At 70.3% G+C, this 19781-nt stretch carries 12 protein-coding genes; 11 read left to right on the top strand and 1 reads right to left on the bottom strand.

Annotation, left to right across the window (positions count from 1 at the left end; all coding sequences use genetic code 11):
* From ACOACQ_RS02425 to ACOACQ_RS02375, 11 genes are all read left to right on the top strand, one after another.
* Complete coding sequence (locus ACOACQ_RS02425; protein WP_420287524.1) at window positions 1-1479, top strand: serine/threonine-protein kinase; 1479 nt, start codon at window positions 1-3, stop codon at window positions 1477-1479.
* Entirely contained in the window at window positions 1476-7622 is a 6147-nt protein-coding gene (locus tag ACOACQ_RS02420; protein WP_420287523.1) for an Ig-like domain-containing protein, read from the top strand. Before ACOACQ_RS02425 ends, ACOACQ_RS02420 begins: the two co-directional genes overlap by 4 nt.
* Window positions 7623-7697: 75 nt before the next feature.
* Window positions 7698-8669, top strand: coding sequence for an AAA family ATPase (locus tag ACOACQ_RS02415; protein ID WP_378598573.1), 972 nt, complete (start codon window positions 7698-7700; stop codon window positions 8667-8669).
* Between the two features lie 4 nt (window positions 8670-8673).
* Window positions 8674-9957 (top strand): DUF58 domain-containing protein, encoded by a 1284-nt coding sequence (locus ACOACQ_RS02410; RefSeq protein ID WP_420287522.1) that lies wholly within the window; start codon window positions 8674-8676, stop codon window positions 9955-9957.
* Between the two features lie 61 nt (window positions 9958-10018).
* Window positions 10019-12508 carry a transglutaminase-like domain-containing protein gene (locus tag ACOACQ_RS02405; RefSeq protein ID WP_420287521.1) on the top strand — a complete coding sequence of 830 codons (2490 nt, stop codon included), beginning with the start codon at window positions 10019-10021 and terminating at the stop codon, window positions 12506-12508.
* Between the two features lie 41 nt (window positions 12509-12549).
* Window positions 12550-13524, top strand: coding sequence for a hypothetical protein (locus ACOACQ_RS02400; protein ID WP_420287520.1), 975 nt, complete (start codon window positions 12550-12552; stop codon window positions 13522-13524).
* Window positions 13525-13654: 130 nt separating this feature from the next.
* Window positions 13655-14443 (top strand): esterase/lipase family protein, encoded by a 789-nt coding sequence (locus ACOACQ_RS02395; protein WP_420287863.1) that lies wholly within the window; start codon window positions 13655-13657, stop codon window positions 14441-14443.
* Window positions 14440-15231 (top strand): lysophospholipid acyltransferase family protein, encoded by a 792-nt coding sequence (locus ACOACQ_RS02390; protein ID WP_420287519.1) that lies wholly within the window; start codon window positions 14440-14442, stop codon window positions 15229-15231. The genes ACOACQ_RS02395 and ACOACQ_RS02390 overlap by 4 nt, the downstream gene beginning before the upstream one ends.
* 14 nt (window positions 15232-15245) lie before the next feature.
* Entirely contained in the window at window positions 15246-16871 is a 1626-nt protein-coding gene (locus ACOACQ_RS02385) for an AMP-binding protein (RefSeq protein WP_420287862.1), read from the top strand.
* Window positions 16868-18319 carry a wax ester/triacylglycerol synthase family O-acyltransferase gene (locus ACOACQ_RS02380; RefSeq protein WP_420287518.1) on the top strand — a complete coding sequence of 484 codons (1452 nt, stop codon included), beginning with the start codon at window positions 16868-16870 and terminating at the stop codon, window positions 18317-18319. The genes ACOACQ_RS02385 and ACOACQ_RS02380 overlap by 4 nt, the downstream gene beginning before the upstream one ends.
* Window positions 18316-19287, top strand: a complete 972-nt coding sequence (locus tag ACOACQ_RS02375; RefSeq protein ID WP_420287517.1) for an alpha/beta fold hydrolase — start codon at window positions 18316-18318, stop codon at window positions 19285-19287. Before ACOACQ_RS02380 ends, ACOACQ_RS02375 begins: the two co-directional genes overlap by 4 nt.
* Before the next feature lie 61 nt (window positions 19288-19348).
* Here the strand turns inward: ACOACQ_RS02375 and ACOACQ_RS02370 are convergent, their stop codons facing one another.
* Window positions 19349-19780 carry a CBS domain-containing protein gene (locus ACOACQ_RS02370; protein ID WP_378600465.1) on the bottom strand — a complete coding sequence of 144 codons (432 nt, stop codon included), beginning with the start codon at window positions 19778-19780 and terminating at the stop codon, window positions 19349-19351.
* Between the last annotated feature and the right edge of the window lies 1 nt (window position 19781).

The raw sequence follows: 19781 nt of genomic DNA, 5'->3' as shown, positions 1-19781 counted from the left end.
ATGCAGGCGCCAGAGATCCCGGGCTTCACCTTCATCGACCGCGTCGGTGAAGGTGGCTTCGCCGACGTCTTCCGCTACCAGCAGGACCTGCCGACCCGACAGGTCGCGATCAAGGTGCTGCGCAGCGGCAGTGACACCGGCTCGCTCGAGCTGTTCCGCGCCGAGGCCAACGTGATGGCCCAGCTGTCGAACCACCCCTCGATCGTGCCGATCTACCAGGCCGGGGTGAGCTCCGACGGTCGCGCGTTCCTGGTCATGGAGTTCTGCCCGCCGCCGCACGTGGCGCAGCGCTACCGCGCCCAGCCGCTCCCGGTCGGCGAGGTGCTCGACATCGGGGTCAAGGTCGCCAGTGCCGTCGAGACCGCCCACCGGGCCGGGATCCTGCACCGCGACATCAAGCCGCACAACATCCTCACCAGCACGTTCGGCGTCCCGCTGCTGACGGACTTCGGCATCGCGTCGGTCGTGGGGGAGTCCGGCGCCGCCGGTCAGGGCCTGTCGATCCCGTGGTCGGCCCCGGAGTCGCTGTCGGCCGACAGCCATGACGTCCGCAGCGACGTCTACTCCCTGGCCGCGACGCTCTACTCGCTGCTCATCGGGCACTCGCCGTTCGAACGCCGTGAGGGCCCCAACGACAACGCGAACCTGATCTCCCGCATCGAGCGCGGTCAGCTGACGCCACTGCGTCGGCCCGACGTACCCGCTTCCCTCGTCGACATCCTGCGGCGGGGCATGTCGCTGCAGGTCCAGAAGCGTCCCGTCTCCGCGATGGCGCTGGGCCGCCAGCTGCAGGACGTGCAGATCGAGCTGCGCCAGTCGCCCACGCGGCTCGAGGTCATGGACGCCTCGCCGTCGGCCCTGGTGGAGGAGCACCCCAACGATGCGCGCACCCTGATCCGCCCGGTCTCGGTGATCATCCCGGCCGCGGTCAGCGCCCGCCCGGCGCCGGTGCAGCCGGCGTTCGACGAGGTGACCCGCATCCCGGGCGCAGCGCCGGTCGAGACGGACGGGCACTCCGGCCGTCGTACCGCACCTCGCCGTGAGGAAGCAACGAAGCTCGGTCTGCCGGCCCGGATCGCGATCGGCGTCGTCGTCGCCGCGATCGTGGCCGGCGTCGGGTACGCGCTCGTGGCGGGAGACTCCGGTGGTGGCGACGAGAGTACGGGACCGATCCGGGGCGAGGCACCCGCTGACCCGGTGGAGGCGATCGACGTGCCCGAGGCACCAGTGGTGAGCAAGTCGGGCAACGGAACCCGCTGGACGTTCCGCTGGGAGCAGGTCGAGCCCCGCGAAGGCGACGAGTTCAAGCTGGTGTTCACGGGCGATGGTGTCGATGTGACGGACGCCGAGTACACGTCGGAGACGAACAGGACCCTCACTGTGCAGAAGGACGCCACGGTCTGCCTCCAGGTGGCCGTCTCCCGCGCCGCGGGCCAGGCCTCGCCGCTCTCCAAGTCGGTCTGTGTGGTGGGAGAATGAAGCACCCCACGAGGCGCCGGTGGCGCAGGACCGCGTCCGCGTCAGCACTTGCGCTGCTGATCGGCACCCTCGTCGTGCTCGCCTACCGGTACGACGGCAAGCCGTTCACCGAGGTCGAGCTGAACGACGGCGGCGTGTGGGTCACCAACAACGACCTCGGCCTGGTGGCCCGGCTCAACCCGCAGATCAAGGAGCTCGACCTCGGCGTCGACGCCGGCAGCACCCGGTTCGACATCTTCCAGCGCGCCACGAGCCTCTTCGTCGACGACGCCTCGACGGATCGCTCGATCAAGCCCGTCGACGTCGCCTTCGCCGCCGTCAAGGAGCCCACGTCGCTGACGACCGGAGCTGTCGTCGCACACGGCGGCGACACCTTCGCGGTGGTCGACTACCTCAGCGGCAAGGCCTGGATCCGCCCGGAGGACCAGTTCTCGAGCTTCTCGCCGAAGACGAGCAAGCCCGACATCACCAACGCCCTCTCCGCGGCCGTCGGCACCGACGGTCGGGCCTACGTGCTCGATCGCGAGGGCCGGGTCACCCCGTTCACGATCGAGGACGGCGAGGCGGTCGCCGACGAGGAGATCGACCTCGGCGGCGAGGGCGTCCTGCCCACCGACCCGGAGCTCGTCACGCTGACCGTCGTCGGCCAGACCCCGGTCCTCTTCAACCGCCCGGAGAACGAGCTGACGCGACCCGGTGCCGACCCGGTCGCACTGCCGACGGACGACACCACCCTGGTCGAGCTCCAACAGCCCTCGGGCGACGGCGAGGCCGTGTACGTCGCGACCCGCGAGGGCCTCTTCGTGACTCCGCTCAAGGGCGGGGACCTGGTGAAGACGAGTCGCGGCGCCGTCGCCGGCGCGCCCGCGGCGCCGGTCGTGCTGGACAGCGCGGAGTGCGTGTACGCGGCCTGGGCCGACCCCACCTCGCAGGACAACTACCTGCGCGACTGTGAGAACAACAGGTTCGACGACAAGACGCCGATCCCGGGCATGCAGCCCGGTGCCGACCTCCGGTTCCGGGTCAATCGCGACGTCGTGGTCCTCAACGACGCCAGGACCGGCGACAGCTGGCTGGTGCAGGAGCCCGGCAAGGCCAAGATCAACAACTGGCCCCAGGTCGCCCCCGAGAACCAGAACCGGTCGGAGCTCAAGGAGACGACCGAGAAGATCCCGGACCAGGAGAACCGGCCACCCGAGCCGGAGAACGACGACCTGGGAGCGCGCCCGGGTCGGGCGACCGTGCTGCCCGTGGTCGCCCTCAACGACCATGATCCCGACGGCGACATCATCAGCATCTCCAAGACGCAGCACGTCAGCGGACCGGAGTACGAGGTCAAGATCGTCGGCGGCGGAACCCAGTTCCAGGTCGCCGTACCGTCGGACGCCGAGGGCACCTCGGTCTTCCGCTACTACGTGAGCGACGGGCGGGTGAACGAGGAGCGCTTCGCGGAGGTCCGGCTGACCATCCGCAAGGACTCCCAGCACACGCCGCCGAAGATGATGCCTGACCGGAAGCCCCGGCTGAAGGTCGCCCGCGGCGCCACGTCGAACTACTTCGTGCTGGCGGACTACTTCGACGCGGACGGCGACGACCTCACGCTGGCCGACGCGAGGGCGCGCGGCGGCGAGGTCGAGTTCCGGCCGGACGGCACCATCACGTTCTCCGACACCGGGGCCGGAGCGAAGGTCACCGAGATCGAGTACACGATCGAGGACAGCTTCGACGTGATCCAGGGGAAGCTGCCCGTCCAGGTGCTCGGCGACACCGCACCACCCGAGCTCGTTGCCGACCTCGCTTCCGGCGTCGCGGGCGCCCAGGTCGTGGTCCAGCCCCTGACGAACGACCGGAACCCCGAGGGGCGCGACCTCACGCTGAAGAGCGTCAAGGTGATCGGCAACGACGAGGGCACCCAGATCTCCAAGGACCTCGAGTCCGGCACCTTCACCTTCAAGTCGTCCCGGGCCCGGAGCTACTACCTGGAGTACTCCGCCTACAACTCGTCGGCGACCAGGTCGTCGTTCATCCGCCTCGACATCGAGTCCCCACCCAAGGACAACCGGCCACCGGTCGCGGTTCGCGACAAGGCCACGATCAGCCCCGGCGGTACGGCGCAGGTCGACCTGCTGCTCAACGACCTCGATCCCGACGGCGACGTGCTGGTGGTCAAGCGGATCGGACGGCCCTCGATCCCGGGCGTGAAGGTGTCGATCGTCGACAAGCGGCTCGCCGTCGTCAGCTCGGCGAACGACATCATCGGTCAGCAGGCCACGGTCGAGTACGTCGTGTCCGACGGCAAGAGCTCCACCGTGGGGCACCTGGTGGTGGCCCAGCGACGGTCCGACCAGGCCAACCGCCATCCGGTCGCCAACAAGGACCAGGTGACCGTGCGCGCCGGGTCCGTCACGACGATCCCGGTGCTGGGCAACGACTCGGATTCCGACGGCGGCAAGCCGCGGCTGTTCCAGGACGACCTCCGCAACGACCAGGACCTCGACGTCTGGGTGGCCGGCGACACGCTGCGGCTGCGGGCACCGGAGGAACCGGGCAGCTATTCGGTCTTCTACGGCGTGCGCGACGACGACGGGCTCAGGGCGAGCGCCGAGGTGAGCATCTACGTCGTCGCCGACTCCGCGAAGAACAACCACCCGCCGTTGCCGCAGCCCATCATCGACCGCGTCATCAGCGGCCGGCCCAAGGTGATCTCGGTCGACCTGATCGGCGCCGACCCCGACGGTGACGCCGTGGCGTTCCGCAGCATCGTCGCTGCTCCGCAGAACGGCCGGATCCTCGACACCGGCGTGGACTGGATCCGCTACGAGGCGTTCGAGGGCAAGACCGGCACCGACTTCTTCCAGATCAGGGTCCAGGACAAGTACGGCGCCGAGGGCATCGCCGAGGTGCGGGTCGGCGTCGTACCCGAAGAGGTCGAGAACCAGCCGCCGGTCGCGCTCGACGACACCGTCCTGGTCCAGCCGAACCGCACGATCTCCTACAACGTGCTCACCAACGACGTCGATCCCGACGACGACCCGCTGCGCATCGACGAGCTCAACCCGACGGACGTCAAGCACGAGAACGGGTTCATCGAGGTCCCGATCGGTGATGCACCCGACACGGGTGCGAAGGCGACCAACGTCGGCTACACGATCGAGGACGCCGCCGGTTCCCGGGACAACGCGGTGCTCAAGGTCTCGGCGAGCAAGGACGCGCCGTTCTACGCCCCGATCGCGCGCGACGACGTGGCGGAGCTGGGCGACATCATCGGCCGCGACCCCGGCGACACGGTCGACATCGACGTGCTCGACAACGACCTCGACTTCGACGGCGCCAAGGCCGACCTGCGCGTCAGCGACTGTGACGCCGGCAGCAAGGGTTCCTGCGAGGTGACCGACGACGACACGACGGTCCAGGTCACGCTCACGGCCGAGGACCAGGTCGTGCTCTACCGCCTCGATGACGCCGACGACCAGTCCACCGGCACCTTCGGGGTCATCTTCGTCACCGGCACGGACAACGTCCCGCCGCAGCTGACGACCGACAAGGACCTGATCCCCGTCGAGGTCGATGCGGGCGAGACGCTCGTCTTCGACCTGACGGACCTGGTCATCACCCGCGCCGGTCGCCAGGCCCGGCTCGAGACCGGCACCCTGCCGAGCGCCGTGAACGGTGCTGCCTCCCCGGTGAAGGGTGCGCCCACGTCGCTGTCCTTCACTCCGAACCGCGGACACGTCGGGCCGGCGTCGGTCACCGTCGGCGTGAGCGACGGCAAGACCGCGGCCGAGGATGCCGCCCTCACGTCACTGCTGACGATCCCGATCGACGTCAAGCCGGTCGGCAACGTCGCGCCCACGATGCGCGACGCGGCGGTCGACGTCACCGCCGACGGCGACCCGGCCGAGGTCGAATTGTCCGGCCTGACCAGGGACGCGAACGAGGGCGACCTCGACGCGATGACCTACACCGTGGCCTCCGCCGACCCCGGGCTGTCGGCCGACATCCAGCCGGGCGACAGCGTCCTGTCCATCACGTCCAGTGCCGATGACGGCGAGGTGCTGAAGGTCAAGGTCGTCGCCGACGACGGTGAGGGCGGCACCGACGAAGCAACCGTGACGGTGCGTGTCGTGGGCTCGGACCGGCCGCTGCTGACGGTGCCGGACATCAATGTCACGGGGAAGAAGGGCGAGTCGATGTCCGTCGACATCGCCGACTACGCCGTGAATCCCTTCGAGGGTGAGCCGATCAAGGTCAGTGACCCGAAGATCGAGGGCAACGGCCGGCTGTCGGGCCTGAAGGTCGACGGCTCCGCCGTCTCGTTCACCCCGAACGGCTCGGGCCGGTCCACGGTCAAGGTCACCGTGTCCGATGCCTCCGACGACCGCGACCGCGACGTCGCTGCGCGCATCTACGTGGTCGTGCTCGACGTGCCCGAAGCACCCGCACGTCCGGTGCTGTCGTCGGTCGAGGCCTCCTCGGCGGTGCTGTCCTGGCGCGAACCCGAGGCCAACGGTGCAGCCATCGAGGAGTACGAGGTCATCGGGTCCGGCGGCTACAAGCGGAGCTGCCCGGCAACGACCTGCCGCCTGACCGACCTGACCCCGGGGGATTCCTACACGTTCACCGTGCGCGCGAAGAACTCCGTCGGCTGGGGCGAGGAGAGCCCTGCGTCGGAGGAGATCACCCCCAACAAGGCGCCGGACCTGATGACGCCACCGACCATCGTGGTCGAGTCGAAGCCCACCGGCGGCCGGATGGACCGGCAGCTCACGCTGCGCTGGACGCCGCCCAACAACGAGGGCTCGCCGATCACGTCGTACGAGATCAAGGAAGCCGGCGGCAGCACCACCTGGCAGGCACAGGGCGGCGCCACCTCGTACACGGTGCCCGGGCTGACCAACGGGATCCCGTACGCCTTCGAGATCCGCGCGGTCAACGAGGTCGAGCCGCGGCGTGACTTCTCCGGTGCCTCCAAGGCCGTCGCTCCCTTCGGTGTCCCCCTGCGGTCGGGCAGCGCACCCCAGCTGACGGCGAGTGAGGCCGACATCTTCACCCAGCAGCCCTGGGTGCGGATCGACTGGTCGAAGTGGTCGGAGTCGCAGAGCAACGGCAACGCGGTCTCGACGTACGTCATCAACTGCTCGGGTTGCGCGCGTTCGACCTACGAGGTCCCCGCCACCACGTCCTCGAAGACGTTCGACACCAACGACGGCATCCGCAAGGGCGAGACCGTCACGCTCTCGGTCGCAGCGAGGAACGATGCGGGCACCAGCGACCAGAGCCCCAGCGTCTCGGGCCGCCCGTGGACCAAGGCCGGTCCGGTCCGCGGCCTGAGGGAGGTCGGATCGTCCCCGGCCGACATGACCGCGACGATCGCCTGGGATGCGCCCGCCGACGACGGTGGCCTGCGGATCCACCACTACGTGGTGCAGAGCAGCACCGGGTGGAGCACCACGGTCGGCTCGGCCCCGTCCGGTGGCACGCCCATCAAGTTCCCGGACAACGGGCGGCACACGATCACCGTGTGGGCGGTCACCTACAACGGGGACCGTGCCGTCGAGGGACAGAATGACACCCTCGGCGACATCCTCACCTGGGGCAAGCCCGAGGTCCCCGAGAACACGTCGAGCACGAGCGGCGAGTACTACCAGGTCGACCTCAGGGTGACGGCGGGCGACGAGAACGGCATGCCCGTCACCGGGGTCCAGTACCGGGTGGACGGCGGCGCCTGGGTCGACCAGACCTCCGGCTTCCACTACCGGCCGGACGTCCCCGAGGGTGGCGCGACCAGGTCCATCGACGTCCGAACGGTGTCGTCGGCCGCCGACGGCGACCGGAAGTACAGCGACTGGATCACGATCACCGGCACGTCGAAGGCCAAGGACTTCGGGATCAGCGTGAGCGATAACTGCGTCGTCGGCCGATGCCGGATCCACGTCTGGGGCGACGGGTTCGTGAAGGAGAACCGCGCCGCGACGATCTCGATCAGCGGCCTTGCCGTGGTCAACGCCGACAACTGCGATCCCTACAACCGCGACGTCAACGGCACGTTCGACTACCGGGTCGGTGGCAACAACTGTCGCTTCACCGGTTCGGGCTCCGCCACGGTCAGCACCAGCGGCCTCGAACGAACAGATTCACGCTAGCCCCATCCGTTGCCCCATCCGTTGCCCCATCCGGTGCCCGAACCCGTGCCGGAACCAGCGCAAGAAAAGGACACCATGTCGCTCACCACCGAACAGACCGAGTGGTTCTCGCAGACCTTCGCCCAGCTCGTCGCCAACGTCGAGCAGGCGATCCTGGGCAAGCCCGAGATCGTCCGGCTGGCATTCGTCGCCCTCCTCGCCGAGGGGCACCTCCTCCTGGAGGACTACCCCGGGACCGGCAAGACGTCGCTGGCACGCGCGATCGCGCAGACGATCCAGGGCGACCACCACCGGATCCAGTTCACGCCCGACCTGCTGCCGAGCGACGTGACCGGCGTGACGATCTTCGACCAGCGCTCGCAGGAGTTCGAGTTCCACAAGGGTCCGATCTTCTCGAACGTGGTTCTCGCCGACGAGATCAACCGGGCCTCGCCCAAGACGCAGTCGGCGTTGCTGGAGGTCATGGAGGAGAACCAGGTCACCGTGGACGGCATCACCCACGCGGTCGGCCAGCCGTTCATCGTGATCGCCACCCAGAACCCCATCGAGCAGGCCGGCACCTACCGGCTCCCGGAGGCGCAGCTCGACCGCTTCCTGATCAAGACGTCGCTCGGCTACCCGGACCACGAGAACACCGTCCGGATCCTCGTGAACGCACCCAAGGGCAAGGCCGCGGCGGTGGTCAGCCCGATCATCACCGGCGACAACGTCCTCGCCATGATCCAGCTCGCCCAGCAGGTCCACGTCGAGCCCGCGGTCATCGAGTACATCTCGAGCATCACCGAGGCCACCCGTGAAGCACCCGAGGTCGTCCTCGGCACCAGCGTCCGCGCCGGACTCGCCCTGATGCGGGCCTCCCGGGCCTGGGCGGCGTCGTACGGCCGCAACTACGTCGTCCCCGACGACGTGAAGACCCTGGCCGTTCCCGTCCTCGCGCACCGGATGGTCCTCGACCCCGAGGAGGACTTCCGGGGTACGACGGCCGAGGACGTCGTACGACGTGTCCTCGAGCGCGTGTCGGTGCCGCTGGAGCCGGTTGGTCGTTGAGTCGATGAGTCCCCGCTCGTGGGTGGCCGGCGCGCGCCGTTCGCTCTCCGATCTCTCCCGTCGCCGCCAGGCGGTCGCGGGCGCCGTACGCGACGGCATGGTCGAGCGCACCCGGAAGGTGCGCGAGGTGGCCCGGCCCGTGACCGAGACGGTCACCGCCGCGGGCTGGATCGTCGCGCTGCTGGCGATCGCGCTGGTCGTCGCCGGGCCGTTGCTGCGCTGGCGCGAGCTGGTGATCGGCGGGATCTTCCTGATCGCGGTGCTGCTCCTCGCCATCTTCTTCGTGGTCGGGCGCCAGCCACTGGTGGCGCGCCTGGACCTCGCGCGCGAGCGGGTGATCGTGGGGGAGCGGGCCAACGGCTACCTGTCGCTGACCAATCCGACGCAGCGGCGCTCACGCTCGCTCGTCGTCGAGTTCCCGGTCGGCGCAGGTCGCGCTGCCTTCGAGCTCCCGGCGCTGGCGCCGGGCGCGATGCACGAGGAGCTCTTCGCCATCCCGACCGCCCATCGGGCCGTGCTCGATGTCGGCCCGGTCGTGGCGGTGCGTTCCGATCCGCTCGGGCTGCTGCGCCGCGAGCGGCACCTCAACCGGATGGACACCCTCTACGTCCACCCGAAGACGCTGCGGGTGGACGGGTCGGCCGCCGGCCTGGTGCGCGACCTCGAGGGCCGCACCGTCCCGAAGATCTCGGACAACGACGTCTCCTTCCACGCGCTGCGCGGCTACGTCCCCGGCGACGACCGCCGCCACATCCACTGGAAGTCCAGCGCCAAGACCGGCACCCTCATGGTCCGCCAGTTCGAGGAGACCCGCCGCTCGCACCTGCTCACGATGGTGAGCTCGCGGCTGGAGGACTACGCCAACGACGACGAGTTCGAGATGGCGATCTCGGTCGCCGGCTCGCTCGGGACGCAGGCGCTCGCCGACGGCCAGCAGCTCAGCGCCGTGTCCTCCCACGGGACGCTGCCCTCGGGAGGCGCGCAGCGGTTCCTCGACGGGCTGTCCGGACTCGCCTACGACTGGAAGGCCGGCCGACTGGTCGACGTCTCCCGTCGCCTCAGCGGTGACGGGCTCTCCGCGAGCGTGATGGTGCTGTGCGTCGGCTCCGGCGTGACCATCACCGACCTGCGCCGCGCCCGCCAGTACCTGCCCGTCGACACCCGGGTGATCGCGATGCGCTGCCTCGTCGGCCAGGAGCCGTCGGTGCGGTGGCTCGGTGACCTCGCGGTCGCGACGGTCGGGCGGCTCGAAGAGCTCGGCGTCGCCGTACGACGGGTCTCCGCATGATTACCCCACGAAGCTTTTCTCCTCCGCTTCGCTCCTCCGAAAACTTCGCGGGGACCCCATCATGAGTACCCCCACCTTCCCTCCGCCTGCGGCACCCCCGCCGCACCCGCCGCACCCCGCCGGGCCGCGCGTCCGCGAGGGCGACGACCTCAGCAGCAGTGGTCCGATGCTGCTCGTCGCCGAGGGTCGCCGGCGCGGCGCCATGCCGTCGTGGCGGCTGGCCGTCATCGACGCGCTCCTCGTCGTCGGCCTTGGGACGCTGTGTGCCTGGTCCCTGGGCGAGGTCTACCTCGGCAGCCGCTGGCTGGCCGCCGTCGTGATCGGACTCGTCCTGGGTGTCGCCATCGCCTGGCTCGGCGCCCGCTGGCGCTGGGGTCCGTGGGTCACCGCGATCGTCACCGTCGCCGCGTACCTCGCGGTCGGTTCCGGGGTCGCCTTGCCGACGCGGGCCCGCAACGGCGTGATCCCGACGGCCGACTCGCTGCGCGACCTGGTCATCGGCCTGGCGCACTCCTGGCGTGAGTCCCTGACCCTTCCGGCGCCGCTCGGTGAGAACGGCGTCGTGCTGATCGTGCCGCTGGTGATCGGCCTGGGCGGCGGACTGCTCGCCGCCGTGCTCCTGTGGCGGTCGCGGTGGCCGGGACTGGCCGGCCTGGTCCTCGTCCTGGTGCTGCTGATGTCCGCGGCCTTCGGCGACATCCAGGCCGAGGCAGTGCTGACCCGCGGCCTCGCCCTCGCCGCGGTCGGTGTGGTCTGGCTGCGCTGGCGCTCGCTGCGCAACGTCCGGGCTCGATGGGGGCGCCGGATCCTCTCGACGCTGGTCGTCGTCGGCCTCGCGGGCGGTGTCGCCACCGGTCTCGCCGCCCTGTCCGACCCGGGTGGCAACCGGGTCGTGCTGCGCGACCACGTGGACACCCCGTTCGACCCGCGTGACTACCCGAGCCCGCTGTCGAAGTTCCGGGCGTACAAGAAGGGCGACGGGAAGACCGCCCAGCTGTTCACCGTCGACGGCCTCGAGAGCGGCACCCTGGTGCGGCTCGCGGTCATGGACTACTACGACGGCATCGTGTGGAACGTGTCCGGCGGTCCGGGCTCGCCCCACGACTCCGGCACCTTCCGGCGCCTGCGGAACGATCCGGACGCCAACCTCAAGGCAACGACCCGCGGCACGATCACCATCGACGGCTACACCGGCGTGTGGGTGCCCAGCATCGGGGAGACCCTGTCCATGACGCCGGTCAAGGACGGCCGCACCGACGGCGACGCGGCCAGCGAGCTGGTCATCAACCGGCAGACCGGGACGGTCGCCCAGATCGGCGGCGTCCAACCGGGCACGACGTTCCAGGTCGAGGCCGCCGTGGAGCCGCAGGTCGTCGACGAGCAGGTCACGCTCCTGGGTGCGGACGCCTCGGTGTCGTTGCCGGTGGCGAAGGTCGTGCCCGAGGAGCTGAGGGACCGGGTCCAGCGCTGGCAGACCGAAGCAGGCTTCGGCGGCGGGCCGGCGGGCCCGATCGCGCTGTTCCTGCGCGACGCCTTCCGCGAGCACGGGTACTACTCCGATGGCGAGGACGACTACGTCCCGGCCGGGCACGGCGCGAGCCGCCTGGCGGTGCTGGCCAAGACACCGACACCGGCCGGCAACGCCGAGCAGTACGCCGCCGCGATGGCCCTCATCGGCCAGGAGATGGGCCTCCCGATCCGGGTGGTCATCGGCTTCAAGGTGCCGCCGGGTGGGGGAGCGGTCCGTGGTGAGCACATGACGGCGTGGACCGAGGTCAAGCTCAAGGACGTCGGCTGGGTGGCGTTCGAGCCCACCCCGCAGGAGAACAAGAAGCTGCGCCGGCCCAACGACGACCCCAACGAGGAGCCGCAGCCGCAGGTCCTCCAGCCGCCCCGCGTCCCGGGCGAGCCCAAGGAGGCGAGCGACAACCTGCAGCAGGGCGACGGCAAGCGCGACGGGGTCGACATCCTCGAGGTGCTCGGTACCGTCCTCGCGATCCTGTTCAACGTCGGCAAGGTCGCGCTGCTCCTCTCACCACTGTGGGGCGTGCTGCTCTTCAAGTTCCTGCGCCGCCGCAAGCGCAGGAGGTCGGCCGACCCGACGGTCCGCCTGACGGGCGCGTGGCGGGAGCTGGCGGACCGGATGCGCGACCTCGGTGTCCGGCCGACGCCGGGAGCCACCCGTCGCGAGAGTGCCTACGCCGCTGCCGGCCGGTACGACGCCGTACCCGTCGTGTCGCTGGCCCACACCGCCGACCGCCACGTCTACGGCGACGGTGAGCCGAGCCTCGAGGAGGCCAGCGCCTACTGGGCTGACGTGGGCACGGCGCTCAAGCGGATCCGCAAGGCGACGCCCTGGTGGCGCCGGATCGCGGCCCGCTTCTCGCTGGCCTCGGTGCCGTGGCGTGCCGGCCGGGACCGGATCGGTGCGCGGGTCCGGAGATTCGGTCGGCGCCTGTGGCACCTCGGGCCGGTGGCCCGCGTCCGCTCCGCCCCGCGCCGCATTGCTCGGCGGACGCGGCGGAATGGTAATTTGCGGCGCAAGCCGTGACAGTCGTCAGCGGCCACACAGGGATCTCGGGAGTGGGAAAAATGGCAGTTCGTCGTTGGGCAAGCGCGGGCGCTGCCGGACTCCTGGCGCTGGGCCTGGGAGTGCACCCCGCACCGGCTCAGGCGGCAGTCGGTGATTCCGACCTGGCTGTCGGAGAGAAGATCGTGCGCGGTGGGAGTGTTGCCGACTGCCCGGCGGCGATCTCCGGCGCCGGACCATCGACGCGGTCGATTCCGGCTGACGGCGCGTGGCGCACCCAGAACCTGGACCGCTCCGGGGTCCTGGGCTCCAGCAAGGTCCGTGGCATCGCGGTCAGCCGCGGCAAGGTCACGACGGATTCTCGCGGTGCTTCCCGCGTCGACGTGAGCATCTCCAACGCCGTCTCCCTGACGCCGTCCGGCGCATCGCCGTGCAGCATCAGCTACGCCACCAACGGCAGCACGGCGGCGTTCGATGTCGCCGTCACGAAGAAGTCCTGGCTCGTCCTCGGGGGCACCGTCCGTGGGCGGGGCGAGGTCATCGGCTCCCTGGAGGCTCAGCGCATGGACGGATCCGGTCGCGTTGCGATCGCTCCGGGCAGGTCGGCGACGGTTCTGGTTCCGTCCGGGTGGTATGCCATGGGCGCGCAGGCCGGCTCAAGGACCAACGTCCCGCCCGGCTCGACCGCGCCGACGCAGTCCACCTCGATCTTCGAGGGCTTCGCGGCGATCATTCCGGTCGGCACCCGTCGGTCACTGTCCGGCAACGGGCTCGGCTACGTCTCGGTCGACCACCGCGACTGCACCCTGAACCGGGTCCGGCTCCCGTTCACCAGCCGCGCGCGGACCGCAGCGGCCAAGATCACGCTGTACGTGAACGGCGTGCGCCGGGCGGTCCTGACCGGGAGCGGGCTGCAGCGGACGTCGTACACGCTGACCGGGATCGACCCGGCCTCGACGGGCGCCGTCAAGGCGGTCATCCGCACCAAGTCGGGCAGCACCCTGACCGTGAGCTCGACCTCCTGGGCCTGTCGCTGACCCTGGATGTTGCCTGGGCGTTCACCGGGCGCCGTAGGTGATCTGCATCGCTCAGCCTTGCCGTTGATCGCGGTGGGAGGTCATACTCTCCAAAACTAGAACTTGTTCTATATTTGGGGGTTTGGGCAGGGTGTACGACTTCGAAGGTGACCACGGTGCAGGGGGCGCCGGCGGATCGGGCGCGCCGCATCGGGCGCTGCTCCTGCTCGAGCTCCCGCGCTGGACGGTGGAGTACGGCTCCTCGCGACTGATCGACCTCGCCGCCGGCGTGCTGCCGGACCGTGACCTCGGCCAGGGCAGGCCCGTGCTGGTCCTGCCCGGGTTCTCGGCCCACGACAAGCTCACCGGCCGGCTCCGGGCTCACCTCGCGCAGCGCGGCTGGAACGTCCACGGTTGGGGCCTGGGCACCAACCACGGCCTCACCGACAGGATCGTCACCGGCCTGCCGAAGCGGTTCGCCGACATCGCGAGCCGCTACGACGAGCCGGTGAGCATCGTCGGGTGGAGCTTCGGTGGCGTGCTGGCCCGCTGGCTGGCGCACGAGAACCCGGACCAGGTGCGGCAGGTCGTCTGCCTCGGTTCGCCCTGGCGGGCCGAGGGCGAGCGCACCCGCGCCACCGGCATGTTCGAGAAGTCGAAGGACAAGCACGGCATCGCCCCGAACGCCCGCGCGATCATCGACCAGCTCCGGGGCCCGGTGCCGGTGCCGCTGACCGCCGTGTGGTCGAAGACCGACGGCATCGTGCCGTGGCAGGGCTGCACCGTGGATCCCTCGACCGATCCGATCGCCGAGAACGTCGAGGTGCTCAGCAGCCACGTCGGCATGGTCGCCAACCCGCTGGTGCTCGCCACGGTGGTCGACCGGCTACGCCAGGACCCCGCGCAGTGGAAGTCGGCGCAGGGGGAGCCGGCGTCATGAGCGAGCGGAGCGCGCTGGACGGGCGCGACCCGTCGTACGTCGCCACCGTGCTGCCGGCACTCAAGCTGGCGATGAAGGCCTACTTCCGCTCGAGCGTGCGCGGCATGGAGAAGGTCCCCGAGGGCGGTGCGCTCATCGTCGGCAACCACTCCGGCGGCCTGATGCCGATGGACGTCCCGATCATCGCGGTGGCCTTCGCGGACGCGTTCGGCGCCGAGCGCCCGCTGTACTGCCTGGCCCACGACATGCTCTTCACCGGGGTGGCCGGCCCGGTCATGCGGAAGTTCGGGTTCGTCAACGCCACCCGCGAGACGGCGCACGAGATCCTCACCTCCGGCGGAGTCACCATCGTCTTCCCCGGCGGTGACTACGACACCTTCCGCCCGACCCGCCGGGCCAACGTCGTCGACTTCAACGGACGCACTGGCTACCTCCGCACCGCGCTCAACGCCGGCGTCCCGGTCGTGCCGGTGGTCTCGATCGGTGGCCAGGAATCCCAGTTCTTCCTCACCCGCGGGGAATGGATCGGACGCCACTCGCCGCTGCGCAAGATCATGCGGACCGAGCTCTTCCCCATCGGAGTGGGCTTCCCGTTCGGTCTCGTGCCGGCGCCGCTCAACTTCCCGCTGCCCACCAAGATCACCACCCGGGTGCTCGACCCGATCGACATCGAGGCCGAGTTCGGCCCCGAACCCGACCTGGTCGAGGTCGACCGCGTCGTGCGTGACCGGATGCAGGACGCGCTCGTCGCCCTGGCGGCCAAGCGGCGCTTCCCGGTGCTGGGATGACCCCGGTGACCAGCATGCTCCGACGACTGCGCACCCAGTTGTGGGTCTTCAGGATGCTCGTCAGCAGCCGGATGCTGGTGCCGATGAGCCCGGCGAAGTACGTCCGGCTGGTCCGGGTCCTGCGTGAGCAGGGCACCAATGCGACGACCAGCTTCGCCCTCGCCGCCGTACGACGCCCGAAGGGCCCGGCGCTGATCGACGAGCGCGGCACGCTGAGCTGGCAGGACCTCCAGGACCGCTCGGCGGCACTGGCAGCGGGCCTGCTGGCGGTCGCAGGGGGCCCTGTCGAGACCGTGGCCATCCTGTGCCGCAACCACCGCGGCTTCGTCGACGCACTGCTCGCCAACTCCCGTCTCGGTGGCAGCGCGCTGCTGCTCAACACCGGTTTCTCCGGCCCGCAGCTGGCGGACGTCCTCGAGCGTGAGGGTGCCCGGGTGATCCTCTACGACGAGGAGTTCGCCGACGTCGTCGCCGACGCACGTTCGCGGATCGACGGACTCATCGAGGTCCTCGGCTGGACCGAATCACCTGTCTCCACGGGGGTCCTGAGCATCGAGGGCCTGATCGACAGCAGCGCCGGCCAGACGCCGCCGAAGCCCGCGACGCGCGGCCGGGTCGTGCTCCTCACCTCCGGCACGACGGGCACCCCGAAGGGTGCGCGACGCAGCGGCGGGGGAGCCGACGAGCTCGCCGGCATGCTCGAGCTGATCCCGTGGCGCGGCGGCGAGACCGCTGTCGTCGCTGCCCCGATGTTCCATGCCTGGGGCTTCGGGCAGCTGGTCATCGCGGCCACGATGTCCTGCACCGTCGTCACCCGCCGCAAGTTCGACCCCGAGGCCACGCTGGCCCTGGTCGACCAGCACCGGGCGACCGCGCTGAGCGTGGTGCCGGTGATGCTGGAGCGGATCATGGACCTGCCTGCGGCGGTCCTCGACAAGTACTCGTTGCCGACCCTCCGCTTCGTCTCGGCGAGCGGCTCGCGGATGCGCCCGCAGTCGGTGCTGGCGTTCATGGACCGGTTCGGGGACGTCGTGCACAACAGCTACAACGCGACCGAGGCCGGCCAGATCAGCGTGGCGCAGCCGGCCGACCTGCGGCACGCGCCCGACACGGCAGGCAAGCCGGTGCGAGGCACCCTGCTGCGGGTCATCGATGACCAGGGCCGTGACGTGGCCACCGACGTGGTCGGCCGGATCCTGGTCCGCGGCGCCTCGCCCTTCGACGGCTACACGGCCGGCGCGGAGAAGGACTTCATCGACGGCTACATGGTCAGCGGCGACGTCGGCCGCCTCGACGCCGAGGGCCGGCTCTACGTCGTCGGTCGCGACGACGACATGATCGTGTCGGGCGGCGAGAACGTCTATCCGATCGAGGTCGAGAAGGTCCTCGGCGCGCATCCCGCGGTGCGGGAGGTCGTGGTCGTCGGAGTGGACGACGAGGCCTTCGGCCAGCGCCTGGTGGCCTACGTCGCGCTCGCCGACAGCGTCAACGACCCCGTCACCGGCGACGACCTCAAGGCCCACGTGCGCTCGCAGCTGGCCGGCTACAAGGTGCCGCGCGAGGTGGTGCAGTTGGACGCGCTGCCGCGGAACGCGTCGGGCAAGATCATGGTCCGCGACCTGCCGGCGGCGACCCGATGAGCACCCGTCCGGTCCGGCCGGCCATCGAGCGGATGACGGGCATCGACGCCGGTTTCCTCTACATGGAGACCCCGTCGGTGCACATGCACACGCTCAAGATCGCGATCCTCGACGCCGACGAGAGCCTGACCTACGACTCCTTCGTCGCCGGCATGCTGGCCCGCCTCAAGAGACTGCCGCCACTGCGCCGCCGCGTCGTCGAGGTGCCGTTCGGCCTCAACCACCCGGTGTGGGTGACCCAGAAACGGATCGACGTGCCGCACCACATCCGCCGCCACCGCATCGGCGGGGACGGCAGCATGCGGGACCTCGAGCGGCTGATCGGGATGATCGCCAGCACCCCGCTGCACCGTGATCGTCCGCTGTGGGAGCTGCACTACTGCGAGGGACTCGAGGGCGACAAGGTCGCCGTGGTCGGCAAGATGCACCACGCGCTGGCCGACGGCGCGGCGGCCAACGCGCTGCTCGCCAACGTCACGGACGTCCGGTCCGCTGCTGCACCCGAGGCGGTGCAGGAGGAGTACGCCACGACCGACCGGCTGCCCAGCCGGGTCAACCTGGTCCGGCACGCGTGGGCCGACGCCGCCCAGCAGATCACCACGATCCCCGGGCTGCTGCTGCGCACCCTGCTCGGCATCCTCGGTGTGCTGCGCGAGCGTCGCGCGGGAGCCAGGACGCCGGTGCCGGTGCTGCACGCCCCGCGGGTCTCGTTCAACGGGGCCCTCACTCCGCTGCGGTCCTTCGCGACCGTGACGCTGCCGCTGGCCGAGTTCAAGCGGATCCGGGTGCAGCATGAAGGCGTCACCCTCAACGACGTCGTCCTGGCCACGGTCTCCGGAGCACTGCGCCGGTGGATGGCCGACCACGACGAGCGTCCCTCGTCCTCACTCCTGGCCGGCGTGCCGGTCAGCGCCGACGAGCGCGACGCCGTACCCCGCCTGGGCGGCAATCGCGTCTCCAACCTCTTCACGACGCTGGCCACCGACGTCGACGACCCGGTCGCCCGCCTCCGCAAGATCTCCGAGACGACCTCGGCCGCCAAGCGGATCCAGGCCCGGCTCGGCACGACGATCCTCGCCGACTGGTCGCAGTTCACCCCGCCGCGGCCGTTCGCTGCCCTGGTGGGCGCCTACTCGCGACTGCGTGCCGCCTCGTGGCATCCCGCCGCCTTCTCGGCGATCGTGTCGAACGTGCCCGGTCCCCGGGAACCCGCCACCGTCGGCGGCGCCCGGCTCGCCGACCTGTTCAGCGTCGGCCCGCTCGTCGACGGCATCGGCCTCAACGTCACCGTCTGGTCCTACGTCGACCGGATGAACTTCTCGCTGCTCGCCTGCCCGGACCTGCTTCCGGACGTGCAGGTGCTGGCGTCGTACTTCCCCGCGGCGCTGGCCGAGCTCGACCTCGCGCCCGTCGCGCGGACCAAGACCCGTCGAAGGAAGATTTCTTGACCACCCGAGTGATGAAGTCCGCCGGACGACACGCGTTGCGCGGCTCGTACGTCACCGCCCGCGCCGGCGGCAAGGTCGCCGTGTACGGCGTCCGGACCGGCATCCGTCGCACGCAGCGGTTCCCGGCGCTGCCGGACCTGCCCGAGGGCCGCTTCCTGGACCTGCCCGGACGGGGCGAGGTCTTCGTCGTCGACACCGGCGCGCCCCACCCGGGTGCTCCGACGCTGCTGCTGTTCCACGGGCTGGCCACGACGTCGTACCTCACCTGGTTCAGCACGCTGGACCAGCTGCGGGGGAGCCACCGCATCGTGATGCTCGACCAGCGCTGGCACGGGCGGGGCATCGTCTCGGAGCGGTTCTCGCTCGAGGAGTGTGTCGACGACGCGGCAGCCGTGCTCGACGCGCTGGGGATCCCGGCGGTCGTCGCGGTCGGCTACTCGATGGGTGGCGCGCTGGCGCAGATGTTCTGGCGCAGGCACGGCGCGCGCACGGCAGGGCTCGTGCTCGCCTCGACCTCGGCGTGCTGGAACGCCAACCGGGGGGACGCGATGTTCTACCCGGTGCTCGGCGCGGCCAACGACAGGTTCCGTGACCGCTACCGCGCGCGCGTGGGCGAGGTCCGCGCCTCCCTGTCCGAGCCGGAGCCGGCTGGACGGGAGATGTCGACCTGGGCGTGGCGGGAGTTCCGCAGCACGAGCGCCTGGGCGCTGCCGGAGGTGCTCGGCGTGCTGGGCAGCTTCGACGCCCGCCCGTGGCTCGGGGAGATCGACGTACCGACCGCCGTGGTCGTCACCGCCCGCGACCACGCCATTGCGACCGCGCGTCAGCGCGCGCTGGCGGCAGCGATCCCGGATGCCGCCGTCTTCGAGGCGCCCGGTGGGCACGCCTCGGTCGTGTTCGACGTCGAGCGGTGGCGCCCGGTGTTCCTGCAGGCCGTTGCCGACGTGGTGGCTCGTCTCGCTGGTTGAGGTGCGAGGAGCGCCAGCGACGAGCCTCGAAACCAGTTGAGCCGGTGCTGGAAGTGAGCTGCTACCCCTGGTGGACGTAGCTGTCGAGCTGGTCGCGCTCGAACTGCAGCTGGTCGATCTTGTGCTTGACCATGTCGCCGATGCTGACGATGCCGACCACCTGGCCGTCGGAGGTGACCGGGATGTGCCGGAACCGGCCCTCGGTCATGATCTTCATGACGGCGTCGAGCTCGTCCTCGGGCGAGCAGGTCTTCACCTGCGGCGTCATGATGGAGGACACCACGGCATTGATGACCGTGCCGTCGGTGTGCAGCGTGCGTACGACGTCCCGCTCGGACACGATGCCGTCGAGGGAGGTGCCGTCGGCACTCACCACCACGGCGCCGATGTTGTTCTCCGAGAGGGTCGCGAGCAATTCGCGTACGCCCGCGTCGGGGCGGATGGAGACCACGTCACGGAGTGACTTCGACTGGAGCACGTCGCTGATGCGCATG

Origin of the sequence: Nocardioides sp. CPCC 206347 (assembly GCF_048654605.1) — a bacterium.
Classification (GTDB): Bacteria; Actinomycetota; Actinomycetes; order Propionibacteriales; family Nocardioidaceae; genus Nocardioides.
The sequence above is the reverse complement of the archived record's forward strand: the minus strand, read 5'-3'. Positions and strand labels throughout refer to the sequence as shown.

Excerpts from the sequence above, each read along its gene's own strand:
- ACOACQ_RS02380 (WP_420287518.1), top strand. The coding sequence starts at position 16,868 with ATGAGCACCCGTCCGGTCCGGCCGGCCATCGAGCGGATGACGGGCATC.
- ACOACQ_RS02405 (WP_420287521.1), top strand. The coding sequence starts at position 10,019 with ATGAGTACCCCCACCTTCCCTCCGCCTGCGGCACCCCCGCCGCACCCG.
- ACOACQ_RS02415 (WP_378598573.1), top strand. The coding sequence starts at position 7,698 with ATGTCGCTCACCACCGAACAGACCGAGTGGTTCTCGCAGACCTTCGCC.
- ACOACQ_RS02425 (WP_420287524.1), top strand. The coding sequence starts at position 1 with ATGCAGGCGCCAGAGATCCCGGGCTTCACCTTCATCGACCGCGTCGGT.
- ACOACQ_RS02400 (WP_420287520.1), top strand. The coding sequence starts at position 12,550 with ATGGCAGTTCGTCGTTGGGCAAGCGCGGGCGCTGCCGGACTCCTGGCG.
- ACOACQ_RS02410 (WP_420287522.1), top strand. The coding sequence starts at position 8,674 with ATGAGTCCCCGCTCGTGGGTGGCCGGCGCGCGCCGTTCGCTCTCCGAT.
- ACOACQ_RS02390 (WP_420287519.1), top strand. The coding sequence starts at position 14,440 with ATGAGCGAGCGGAGCGCGCTGGACGGGCGCGACCCGTCGTACGTCGCC.
- ACOACQ_RS02385 (WP_420287862.1), top strand. The coding sequence starts at position 15,246 with ATGCTCCGACGACTGCGCACCCAGTTGTGGGTCTTCAGGATGCTCGTC.
- ACOACQ_RS02370 (WP_378600465.1), bottom strand. The coding sequence starts at position 19,780 with ATGCGCATCAGCGACGTGCTCCAGTCGAAGTCACTCCGTGACGTGGTC.
- ACOACQ_RS02420 (WP_420287523.1), top strand. The coding sequence starts at position 1,476 with ATGAAGCACCCCACGAGGCGCCGGTGGCGCAGGACCGCGTCCGCGTCA.